At 33.2% G+C, this 10972-nt stretch carries 12 protein-coding genes and 4 tRNA genes; 2 read left to right on the top strand and 14 right to left on the bottom strand.

Features of this window, described 5'->3' with window-relative positions; all coding sequences use genetic code 11:
• Positions 1–83: 83 nt before the first annotated feature.
• The 5 genes from ACI313_RS03025 to ACI313_RS03005 all read right to left on the bottom strand — a co-directional run bounded on the left by ACI313_RS03025 (position 84) and on the right by ACI313_RS03005 (position 1260).
• A tRNA-Ala gene (locus ACI313_RS03025) sits at positions 84–159 on the bottom strand.
• Positions 160–175: 16 nt separating this feature from the next.
• Positions 176–252: transfer RNA gene (locus tag ACI313_RS03020), tRNA-Ile, on the bottom strand.
• 39 nt (positions 253–291) lie between these two features.
• A tRNA-Ala gene (locus ACI313_RS03015) sits at positions 292–367 on the bottom strand.
• Positions 368–383: 16 nt separating this feature from the next.
• Positions 384–460 (bottom strand) — tRNA-Ile (locus ACI313_RS03010).
• Positions 461–714: 254 nt separating this feature from the next.
• Complete coding sequence (locus tag ACI313_RS03005) at positions 715–1260, bottom strand: DJ-1/PfpI family protein (RefSeq protein WP_439755238.1); 546 nt, start codon at positions 1258–1260, stop codon at positions 715–717.
• A gap of 77 nt (positions 1261–1337) precedes the next feature.
• Here ACI313_RS03005 and ACI313_RS03000 point away from each other — a divergent pair, with 77 nt between their 5' ends.
• On the top strand, positions 1338–1868 hold the full coding sequence (locus tag ACI313_RS03000) for a DUF308 domain-containing protein (RefSeq protein WP_439755237.1): 531 nt from the start codon (positions 1338–1340) through the stop codon (positions 1866–1868).
• Between the two features lie 342 nt (positions 1869–2210).
• Here the strand turns inward: ACI313_RS03000 and prfB are convergent.
• From prfB to ACI313_RS02955, 9 genes are all read right to left on the bottom strand, one after another.
• Positions 2211–3309 (bottom strand): peptide chain release factor 2 gene (gene prfB, locus ACI313_RS02995; RefSeq protein WP_320609102.1). Its coding sequence is split into 2 segments (ribosomal slippage): positions 2211–3236 and positions 3238–3309, totalling 1098 coding nucleotides; the frame shifts between segments, so codons are not numbered across the junction.
• Positions 3309–5759, bottom strand: coding sequence for a preprotein translocase subunit SecA (gene secA / locus ACI313_RS02990; protein WP_439755236.1), 2451 nt, complete (start codon positions 5757–5759; stop codon positions 3309–3311). The genes prfB and secA overlap by 1 nt, the downstream gene beginning before the upstream one ends.
• Before the next feature lie 71 nt (positions 5760–5830).
• Positions 5831–6313: an S-ribosylhomocysteine lyase gene (locus ACI313_RS02985; RefSeq protein ID WP_320609100.1), complete on the bottom strand. Its 483-nt coding sequence runs from the start codon at positions 6311–6313 to the stop codon at positions 5831–5833.
• A gap of 9 nt (positions 6314–6322) precedes the next feature.
• Positions 6323–6625, bottom strand: a complete 303-nt coding sequence (locus ACI313_RS02980; RefSeq protein WP_320609099.1) for an AzlD domain-containing protein — start codon at positions 6623–6625, stop codon at positions 6323–6325.
• A complete protein-coding gene (locus ACI313_RS02975) occupies positions 6618–7307 on the bottom strand; it encodes an AzlC family ABC transporter permease (protein WP_439755235.1) in 690 nt (229 codons plus the stop codon). Before ACI313_RS02975 ends, ACI313_RS02980 begins: the two co-directional genes overlap by 8 nt.
• A gap of 34 nt (positions 7308–7341) precedes the next feature.
• On the bottom strand, positions 7342–7848 hold the full coding sequence (locus ACI313_RS02970) for a phosphatase PAP2 family protein (RefSeq protein WP_439755234.1): 507 nt from the start codon (positions 7846–7848) through the stop codon (positions 7342–7344).
• A gap of 39 nt (positions 7849–7887) precedes the next feature.
• Positions 7888–8445, bottom strand: a complete 558-nt coding sequence (locus ACI313_RS02965; RefSeq protein WP_320609096.1) for a histidine phosphatase family protein — start codon at positions 8443–8445, stop codon at positions 7888–7890.
• Positions 8442–9419: an A/G-specific adenine glycosylase gene (gene mutY / locus ACI313_RS02960; RefSeq protein ID WP_320609095.1), complete on the bottom strand. Its 978-nt coding sequence runs from the start codon at positions 9417–9419 to the stop codon at positions 8442–8444. Before mutY ends, ACI313_RS02965 begins: the two co-directional genes overlap by 4 nt.
• Positions 9420–9453: 34 nt before the next feature.
• On the bottom strand, positions 9454–10416 hold the full coding sequence (locus ACI313_RS02955; protein ID WP_320609094.1) for a type I phosphomannose isomerase catalytic subunit: 963 nt from the start codon (positions 10414–10416) through the stop codon (positions 9454–9456).
• A 122-nt stretch (positions 10417–10538) separates the two neighbouring features.
• Here ACI313_RS02955 and ACI313_RS02950 point away from each other — a divergent pair, with 122 nt between their 5' ends.
• Positions 10539–10964 (top strand): hypothetical protein, encoded by a 426-nt coding sequence (locus ACI313_RS02950; RefSeq protein WP_439755233.1) that lies wholly within the window; start codon positions 10539–10541, stop codon positions 10962–10964.
• Positions 10965–10972 lie beyond the last annotated feature (8 nt).

Below are 10972 nucleotides of genomic sequence, written 5' to 3'. Positions count from 1 at the left end.
CTAAAGCTTTTCCTGACCCCCAGAATATCTGGGGGTTTTATGTAGACAAAAAAAAGTTCACTTTCGTGAACTTATAATCGAATTGGTGGAGCGTAGGAGGATCGAACTCCTGACCCCCTGCGTGCAAAGCAGGTGCTCTCCCAGCTGAGCTAACACCCCATATTCAATTTTAAAATGGTGGGCCTGAATGGATTTGAACCAGCGACCTCACCCTTATCAGGGGTGCGCTCTAACCAACTGAGCTACAGGCCCGCAATAAAGTTCACTTTCGTGAACAAATGTAATCATAAATGGTGGAGCGTAGGAGGATCGAACTCCTGACCCCCTGCGTGCAAAGCAGGTGCTCTCCCAGCTGAGCTAACACCCCATATTCAATTTTAAAATGGTGGGCCTGAATGGATTTGAACCAGCGACCTCACCCTTATCAGGGGTGCGCTCTAACCAACTGAGCTACAGGCCCGTGTTTCATTCACTGAATGCCTAATAATAATACATCAGGCCCTTTGTAATGTCAAACACTTTTTTAAAAAAATTAAAAAAATTTAAGGACAAATAAATTTCTTTATTTGTCCTCTAGTATAAGTATACTCATTATGTACTTTCGATCTTCATGGCTATTATTTTTATAGATTCGAATTACTGAGTAACTTTATCTGATTTCATTCTATAACATTTCCATATTAATACAATGCAAGTGGAAAAATTGGTATTAAATTAGGAATGTTTCGCATCACAATAAATTGATTTTTTAACTTCTTGTAAGTGTTCTTTCCCTTGAAGTTTTTCAATAATCGCATACGCAAATTCAATACTAGCAGCTGCGCTAATTGCTGTAATCACATTTCCATCTGTAACTGTATATTGATATTGATATTCTCCACCAAAGTCTTCATTCATATCTTTGAAACAAGTATATTTCTTACCCTTTAAAAGTCCTAATTTTCCAAGAATGGTTGGTGCTGCACAAATTGCGGCAATAATTTTATGCTCACTAAATTCACGAATCAAATCCAATACTGCTTTATTGTCTTGGATTTTCTTATAATGAGGTCCACCTGGAATAATCAAACAATCTGCTTGATTGAAATCATAAGAAGACATATCAAAAGTTGGTGAATACGTAACACCAAAACGTCCTGTCACACTATTTCCTTCTACGGCTACTAAATCTACATCTAATCCCGATCTTCTCAATAAAGCAATGGGACCCATCGCTTCTAATTCTTCAAATCCATTATCCATTAAGATTGCTACTTTCATAAATCATTCCTCCTACTTCTAATTTTAGTCCAATTTGCTTAAATCACAAATTATATTATAATAAATGTGGAGGCCTTATGAAAAATAAATTATTATTATCAAATATAGATTTTCTATTAAGCGATAGCATTTTGTTTATAACAGGCTTAATTATTTGTCTTTTTAATATTAATCTTGTTCGTATCGCATCAAAAGCCATCGGTCTTTTCAGTCTGATTCTAGGCATTTATTTACTATATGTATTTTTTGTCAAACACAAAACTGATTCGTCTCCATTTTTTATGGGAGCCATTTGTTTTATTGTTGGTATTTTCATGACATTTAAAACCGATACTTTTATTTCTTTTTTACCAACTGTAATTGGATTAATCGTAACTATTTGTTCTTTAGTTGAATTTAAGAATACTCTATTTTTAAAACACAACAACGATGCTTATTCCACTTTCTTATTAATCGTCAATGTGATTTTCTTGATTGTGGGACTTTGTTTATTTTTACATCCTATCCAATCGCTTTCAAGTATTATTAAAATTGTTGGCGGTGTCATGATTTTTTATTCAATTTATTTATTTGTAGTTTCTGTTATGACACATAAATATATGAATTAAATGAAAGTAGAGATTCTTCATGAACCTCTATTTTTTTTATTTAATTACAGATTAATTGTCTATACATCTCTTTTTCACTTTCATCAAAAGTTTTATTAAAAGAGGACATTACATTTTTGATTGTTTCATTACATTCGGATCTACGACCAATATCAATTCCTTGACTGATTCTTTTTTCTTCAAATAAAGAAATAATTTCATTAAGTTCTGAATCTTTATATTCTGGAATTAAGTATTTTAAATACCGTGCTACAACACCTCCATTATATAATTCGAAAAAAATTGGATTTGTAAAAAAACAATGAAAAAAGATGAGAAATTTTTGTTTCCCATCTTGTTGTTCTATAACTGTGATTTTAAATACGCAAAGATAAATCCATCTAAATCTCCGTCTAATACCGCTTGTACTTGACTCGTTTCATATCCTGTACGAGCGTCTTTTACTAGACTATATGGATGCATTACATAGCTTCGAATTTGGCTTCCCCATTCATTCGCTAATTGCTCTCCTTTGATTTCTTTCATCTTTTGTTCTTGTTTTTCGATTTCCAATTGATATAAACGCGATTTTAACACACGTAACGCTTCTTCTCTGTTTTCATGTTGAGAACGACCATTTTGACAAGTTGAGACAATTCCTGTTGGTTTATGGACCATACGAATGGCAGAGTCTGTCTTATTGATATGTTGTCCCCCGGCACCGGAAGCTCTTTTTGTTTCAATAATTAAATCTTCTGGTTTAATATCAATTTCAATTTCATCATTGAATTGAGGCATTACATCTAAAGAGGCAAAGGAAGTATGTCTTCTTGCTCCTGAATCAAATGGTGAAATACGAACCAAACGATGCACTCCTTTTTCAGATTTTAAATATCCATAGGCTTTATCACCTTCCACAAGGAAAGTCACACTTTTAATTCCTGCCACTTCGCCTGGTTGGTAATCAAGAACCGTTACTTTAAAACCGTGTTGTGTCGCATAGCGTGTATACATACGATAAAGCATATCAGCCCAGTCACAGCTTTCGGTTCCACCAGCTCCTGGATGTAATTCTAAAATCGCATTGTTTTGATCGTATTCGTGTGATAGTAATACACTAATTTCAAAAGAATCCATTTGTTCTTTCATTTCTGTGTATTCTAATTCCGCTAATTCCATCAATTCTTCATCCATTTCCACATCCAATTCTTGAATTGTTTGTGATAATGAATTCATTTGATTTTGTAGTGACTCATATTGATCCACTACTTCTTTATTCGCATTTCGTTTTCGGATAATGGATTGGGCCTTTTTTTGATCGTTCCAGAATCCATCCTGCATGATTTTACGATCTAATTCTTCAACTTGAAATTTCTTTTCATCTAAGTCAAAGAGACTCACCTAAAGAATTTAACTTCTTTAGGTGAGTATCCAATCCTTGTTTTAATTCATAAAATTCCATTAGGCGTTTTTCACTCTATCTTTAGCAGCTTGTTTTGCTTTTTCTAAGGCAGGATTTTTAGGTTCTTTACGAATTCTTACTTTTAATAAGAAGAAAGTAATTTCACGAGCAATACGTGCATTCATTTCTTCAAACATATCAAATCCTTCTTGTACATATTGTTGTAATGGATTATTTTGAGCATAAGAACGTAAATAAATTCCCCCTCTTAATTTATCCATTCTATCAATATGAGCAATCCAGTTACGATCGATGTTACGTAAAACAACTGTCTTTTCAAAAGGAAGGAATTGCGCTTTTACAGGAGCAATTTCACTTTCATATTCTGTCCACATTTTATTCAAGCAATAGTCTTTTGCTTGTTGAGGATTCATTCCTTCTAATTCAGTCGCATGAATTTTCTTTTCATCTGTTAATCCCATCATTTCTAGTGACTTACAAACACCAGGAACATCTAATTGATTTTTCTTATCAGAAGATGTGTTGGCATCAATTGTTTGTTGGATTGTCTGATCAAAGACATTGTGTACCATTTCATGTACATCTTCACTTTCTAGAATACGATTTCTTTGTGCATAAATAATTTCACGTTGACGACGAAGAACATCATCATAATCCAATAATTGTTTACGCATATCGAAGTTGTATCCTTCAACACGTTTTTGTGCCATTGTGATTGATTTTGTGACTGATTTTGATTCAATTCGTTCTGCTTCCCCTAATTTATCAAACATCTTTTGAAGTTTGTCTCCTCCGAAACGAACCATTAAAGAATCTTCTAAAGAAACATAGAAACGAGAGAATCCAGGATCTCCTTGACGTCCAGAACGACCACGTAATTGGTTATCAATACGTCTTGATTCATGGCGTTCAGATCCTAATACAGCCAATCCACCTAATTTACGAGATTCTGCTGTTAATTTAATATCGGTACCACGACCTGCCATATTCGTTGCGATTGTTACAGCTTTAGGGCGACCTGCTAAAGCAACGATTTCCGCTTCACGAGCATGGTTTTTCGCATTTAATAATTCATGAGGAATATGTTCTTTTTTCAATAATTTAGAAATTAATTCACTTGTTTCAACGGCAATTGTACCAACCAATACCGGTTGACCTTTTTCATATAAGCGTTTAACTTCTTGTACTAAAGCATTATATTTATCTTTTTTATGAGCATAGATTTCATCTGGTAAATCTTGACGAGCAACAGGAACGTTTGTAGGAATAACAATTACTTTCATGTTGTATGTTGACAAGAATTCTTCTTCTTCTGTTTTTGCTGTACCTGTCATACCAGCTAGTTTTTCATATAAACGGAAGAAGTTTTGGTATGTGATTGTTGCCAATGTAGATGTTTCTTCTTTAATTGGAACACCTTCTTTAGCTTCAATAGCTTGGTGTAATCCATCTGAATAAGCACGACCTGGCATCATACGACCTGTAAATTGATCGACAATGACAATTTCTTGTTCATCGGATACAACGTATTCGACTTCTCTTGTCATGATGTAGTTGGCACGTAAAGCTTGATTAATGTGATGTACTAATTGAGTGTGTTCTACTTCATATAAGTTATCAATTTTAAAGTAGCGTTCTGCTTTAGAAACACCTTCTTCACTTAACATAACTTGACGTGTTTTTTCATCGATGTCATAGTCACCTGAAACCAATGTTTTTTCATGAGTAAACTTATCTGTTTCATATTCAGGTGCCACTAAAGTCTTAACAAAACGATCGGCTTGAATATAAAGATTCGCTGTTTGTTTACGACCACCAGAAATAATTAAAGGTGTACGCGATTCATCGATTAATACAGAGTCAACTTCATCGATGATAGCCATATGTAACCCACGCATAACACGGTCTTCTACTTTTGTGACCATGTTGTCACGTAAATAATCAAATCCTAATTCGGAGTTTGTAGTATATGTGATGTCACAATTGTATGCAGCGCGTTTTTCTTTTGCTGATAATTCACGTTTGTTTACTCCAACAGTTAAACCTAAGAAACGATAAATTTCTCCCATCCAGTTGGCATCACGACCAGCTAAGTATTCGTTGACAGTAATAACATGTACACCTTGTCCTTTTAAGGCATTTAAGTATACACACATTGTAGCTGTTAAAGTTTTACCTTCACCTGTTTTCATTTCAGCAATATCGCCTTTGTGCATTGCCACAGAACCCATAACTTGTACTTTATATGGTTTTTCGTTGATAACACGATAAGCCGCTTCACGAGCTGTTGCGAATGCTTCTGGTAATAAATCATCTACGGTTTCACCATTTTGAAGACGTGATCTATATTCATTTGTTTTATCTTTTAATTCATCATCTGATAATTTTTGCATCTCAGGTTCAAGCGCAAGAACTTGATCCGCAATTTTTTCTAATTCAGCTAATTCTCTTTGTTCTTCTGAGAACATTTTTTTAAAGAACCCTGCCATTTTATCCCTCCTAAAATTTTGGTATCATAACAAATAATAGCATAAATACAGAAAAAAAAATAGGAAAAACCCTATTTTACAAGAATCCTTTCATATGGATCTTCACTAATTCCTTGTTCTAAAACAAGTTTGGCATATTCTTGAGCACAGAACAAAGAATGATCACGATAGTTTCCACATTCTTTTTCTTTTGTACCTGGAACATCTTCCCAACTCATTTGTACAATTTCTTCTAAAGCTTCTTTTAAGGCAACTGCTACTTCATGTGCTGAATGTTGACCAAAAGCTAATAAATGAAAACCAGTACGACATCCAAAAGGAGAACAATCTAAATACCCTTGAATTCTTGGACGAAGTGTAAGTGCTAATAAGTGTTCTAAAGTATGCATTCCTGCTGTAGGAATAAACATTTCATTGGGTTGTGTTAAACGAATATCAAAATTTGATACTACATCTCCTACTGGTCCATTTGTACATTCAATTAAACGAACATATGGTGCTTTTACTTTTGTATGATCTAATGTGAAACTTTCAATAACTACTTGTTCTTTCATATTTTCCTCCTAAATGAACAATTCTAAAATAAACACTACAATACAACAACTCACAGAAACCTTAAATAAACTTTCCCCACGCCAAGCAAGTACACATCCTACAACTAAAGCTAATGCTCCTGCATAAACGGATTGGGTTGCTTGCAGTATGGCAGGAATTGTCATAACGGAAAGTGTTACATAAGGTACGTAATATAAAAATGAACGAATATAAATATTTTTAATTGGTTTTCGAACCAATGTTAGTGGCAAAACACGAATTAAATAGGTCACTATGGCCATAATGGCAACATAACTCATTGGACTACTCATCATCTAAATCCTTTCTTGGAGCTACAATAGCAGCAATTCCAGCAATCACAACAGTTAAAATAATGGTTTTTGTTCCATCTGAGAAAGGCAAATCCTTGCACAAATAACTTAATAAAAAACTAATAATCACCAAGATTGCCACCACTTTATCTTTCTTTGCAGCCGGAATAATAACCGCTAAAAACATTCCATATAAAGCCACACTTAATGCCGATACAATGCGAACTGGTAAAGCATTTCCAGCTACAATTCCAAGTGCTGTTCCTAAAGCCCAACCAGGAATCGCAACGCAATAAGCTCCATACATAAAATAAGGATTGACTTTTCCTTTTTGATTAATGGCCAAACCAAATAATTCATCCGTTACATCAAAACCAATCAACATACGATGCGCCGTTGATAGTTTTTCATCTAATTTCTGTGACAAAGAAAAACTCATCAAAAAATACCGGGCATTGGACACGATGGTCATCATTACCATTTGCCAAAAAGTCCCATTGGAAGCAATCATCATAAAACAAGCATATTCACCTGCTGAAGCATTAATCAAAGCCGATGTGATAAAGCCTTGAATAGGCGTTAAGCCAATGTTTTTTGCCATGATTCCCAATGTAAAGGCAACCGCAAAATATCCCATTCCAATGGGAATTCCATCTTTCATTCCTCTTCTAAATTCTGACATGTTTGTATTATACCATATTAAAAAAAAAGAAATACTAACAAATAGTATTCCTTAATCGATATGCACAATACCCACATAATATTCCCACTAAAATGCCACCTAAAACATCACTTGGATAGTGCACATATAAATACATTCTTGAAAAGGCAATCAAGCAAGCCAACACCAAACAAACAAGGCCTAATTTCTTGTATTTCATAAACAATAATAAACTAACTACCGCAAAAGAACTTGCCGTATGACCAGAAGGAAAAGAATAATCCGATGGTCTAGATATTAATAAAGAAATAGCTGAATTCATGTCACATGGACGAATTCTTTGAAATAAATTTTTTAATAAGCCATTACAAATAGCCACTTCAAAACATAAGGCAATCCCCATAAGGATACCAAGTTTACGTGTTTTTTTCATTGTCAATAAGACAATCACTAAGACAATCCAAATAAGGCCACCATTTCCACTTTTTGTGATAAAACACATAAAGGAATCAAGAATAGGTGTTCTTAAATTTTGAATCCAATTCAATATTTCTAGTTCCATATTTTTCCTCCTATATCTATTTTATCAATGAAATCTTAATTAAAACTTCTCAATAAACTTAAAAGAATCTTTAATTTCAAATACAAGAATACAACAATTCGGAATGGGATGACCCACACTTTGTTCAAGAGCATCCGGTGCATACTTTCTCATTAAGTTCACCATGATTCCTCCATGACACACAATCAATACATTTCCATTATGATTTTTACTAATATCTAATAAAGTAGATTCAAAGCGATTAAGAGCCATATCCGGGCTTTCTCCATCATATAAAGGCATGTCTTCTCTTTTAATGTTTAATTCATTAAAGACAAGATCTTCTTTTTCACCATCCATGGTTCCAAAATTTATTTCTTTTAATCCTTTACAATACGACTTAGAAACATTTCTTCCTTCTAATATATAATTCATCGTATCAACGGCTCTTTCACTTGTCGAACAATACGCCCATTCAAAATCCACATTCTTTAATTTTTCACCTGCTTGTTTAGCTTGTTCGATTCCTAATTTCGTTAAAGGAGAATCGCACCAGCCTTGTACAATATGTTTTAAATTAAATAATGTCTGTCCATGTCTAACAATATATGCTTTCATACTATCCTTTCTTTTGTTTGTTCATAAAAATTCATAAAAGCACTTGGAATCGCCATTTTTTCATCAATCTCAGCAATGGAATACATATCTTCCATTTTTTGATTTAATACTAATATCGATGCTTTCATGTGCCATTCTACGTGTGAGAAAATATGAATATAATCGTTTAATTTTATTTCTTTTTCACAAGGAATATATTCTTCATCAAAGCCATATAACCCCGCTAATAAACCATTATTATCGCGTTTCTTTAAATGAATAAAGGAATCATATACATAAATATAAAATTGTTTATGTTCAATGCGTCTTTCTTTTTTCTTTTTTAGATTCGGTAAATCATTTTGAACTCCTTTTTTATAAGCTAGACAATCACTTTGAATTGAACAATTCGAACATCTTGGATTTTTAGGAATACAAATTAAAGCTCCTAATTCCATTAACGCTTGATTATAATGAGAAATATATTTTGACTCCGGTAAAGAATCATCTACAAGTTGTTCAATTTGTTTCTTGGTTTTCGTATCGATTTCTTGTTCAATGTCATAAAGCCTTGAAAATACTCGAATCACATTGCCATCAACGGCACTAACTCTTTCATCAAAGGCAATAGAAGCAATGGCACCAGCTGTATAAGGACCAATTCCTGGTAATTTTACTAGTTCTTTTTTTGTTTTAGGTAAATGACCATCGTATTGTTCCATACACTGAATGGCACATTTTTTTAAATTCTTAGCACGTGAATAATATCCTAATCCTTGCCATAATTTATTCAATTTTTCATCGTCGCATTCCGCTAATGATTTCATGTCAGGTAATTCTTTAATAAATCGTTTATAATATTCCAACATGGCTTCAATACGCGTTTGTTGGGCCATGATTTCACTAATCCAAATCGAATAGCTATCTTTCTTTTTTCGAAATTCTAATTCCCTGGCATTTTGTTCATACCAATTCAATAAATCTTTTTGAAACATAAAACCTCTTAAAAAAGATGGAAATGAATCCATCTTATACTCTTGCGTAAATATATTGTGCTTTTCCTGTGATTGTTGTTTCACCAGTATTGGCATCAATGAAAGCTGTTTGTCCTTTATCTAATTGAACACTTTGACCATTGGCTGAAATTGTTAGCGATCCATCTAGAACGATAACAGAACCAAAGCTTTCATCGTCTACATTCCAAGTTGTTTGTCCATCAACATCCACTACATATGTTGTGAATTCATGACAAGTTGCCATCATTGTAACCTTAGCATCACCTTGAATAGTAGTTGGTCCACATGGTTTGAAATCTGATTCCATAGGATTTAAATTAGAAACATCAATGGCTTTTTGAATATGAAGTTCTCTTGGTTTACCGTCTTTTCCAACACGACCAAAGTCATATACACGATAAGTTGAATTTGAATTTTGTTGGATTTCACAAATTTGAATTCCTGCTCCAATGGCATGAATAGTACCAGATGGAATAAAGAATACATCTCCTTTATGAACAGGAACAGCCTTTAATACATCTAATAAAGTATTATTTTCAATTCGTTCTTTAAATTCTTCTTTTGTGATAGCTTTATTTACACCATAGTAAAGGAAAGCACCTGGTTCACAGTCCATGATATACCACATTTCTGTTTTTCCATATTCATGTTCAACACGAAGTGCATATTCATTATCTGGATGGACTTGAATTGATAAAGACCCTTTCGCATCAATAAATTTAATTAAAATAGGGAAATTTTCAAACGCATTTCCTTTTGTTCCTAAAACACCTTTACCTACGATATCTAAATACTCAGGAAGTGTTTTTCCTTCATATTCCCCTGAAGCCACTGTACTTGGACCATCTGGATGAACAGATAACTCCCAGCTTTCCGCTACGATATCTAAGTCTGTTTTCTTACCGAAGTTTTCTTTTAATTTTGTTCCTCCCCACAAGTAATCTTTAAATGCAGGGTTTAATTTAATAATTGACATAACATTACTCTCCTTTGTACTTATTATAGACTATTTTCATTATATTAAACATTATTTTTTATTAAGGATTTCCTTATAATTTGTTTATTTTTCTGTGTTATTTTAAACAAGAGGGAAACACAATGAAAAAACTATTATTATTAATCATAATCATTTTGCTTACAGGATGCACGAGTTATGCACCTAAAGGTACGAACCTAATTCATATTGTCTATCCCAAAGATGAAACCAAGGCTTATTTATATTCCTTTGATTTTAAAACAGGAATAGATCGTCCTTTATGTTTAAATGAAAAATGTGATCATAAAAACTGTGCTACAACTTGTTTTTCAAAATATAAAGACTTAGACATTCATTCTGTTTATCGTTATCAAGATACCATATATGTCTTTTATACAAATCATTCTCAGTTTTATATAAATAAAACTAATCCGGAAAAAGAAGAATCGGATGTTGTTTATTTTAATGAAGAATGTACTTTTACGGATTATCAATTTATTAATGTGAGTACCCATCTGATAACCCCTAGGAAATTTCAAGTCCTCTAGCCATGGCA

This window comes from Floccifex sp. (assembly GCF_051873495.1).
Taxonomy (GTDB): domain Bacteria; phylum Bacillota_I; class Bacilli_A; order Erysipelotrichales; family Erysipelotrichaceae; genus Floccifex.
This window is presented reverse-complemented; position numbering and strand designations above follow the sequence as displayed.

Coding starts and splice junctions, on each gene's coding strand:
- ACI313_RS02980 (WP_320609099.1), bottom strand. CDS start 6,625: ATGAGTAGTCCAATGAGTTATGTTGCCATTATGGCCATAGTGACCTAT.
- ACI313_RS02950 (WP_439755233.1), top strand. CDS start 10,539: ATGAAAAAACTATTATTATTAATCATAATCATTTTGCTTACAGGATGC.
- ACI313_RS02970 (WP_439755234.1), bottom strand. CDS start 7,848: ATGGAACTAGAAATATTGAATTGGATTCAAAATTTAAGAACACCTATT.
- secA (WP_439755236.1), bottom strand. CDS start 5,759: ATGGCAGGGTTCTTTAAAAAAATGTTCTCAGAAGAACAAAGAGAATTA.
- ACI313_RS02955 (WP_320609094.1), bottom strand. CDS start 10,416: ATGTCAATTATTAAATTAAACCCTGCATTTAAAGATTACTTGTGGGGA.
- ACI313_RS02985 (WP_320609100.1), bottom strand. CDS start 6,313: ATGAAAGAACAAGTAGTTATTGAAAGTTTCACATTAGATCATACAAAA.
- mutY (WP_320609095.1), bottom strand. CDS start 9,419: ATGTTTCAAAAAGATTTATTGAATTGGTATGAACAAAATGCCAGGGAA.
- ACI313_RS02975 (WP_439755235.1), bottom strand. CDS start 7,307: ATGTCAGAATTTAGAAGAGGAATGAAAGATGGAATTCCCATTGGAATG.
- ACI313_RS03005 (WP_439755238.1), bottom strand. CDS start 1,260: ATGAAAGTAGCAATCTTAATGGATAATGGATTTGAAGAATTAGAAGCG.
- ACI313_RS03000 (WP_439755237.1), top strand. CDS start 1,338: ATGAAAAATAAATTATTATTATCAAATATAGATTTTCTATTAAGCGAT.
- ACI313_RS02965 (WP_320609096.1), bottom strand. CDS start 8,445: ATGAAAGCATATATTGTTAGACATGGACAGACATTATTTAATTTAAAA.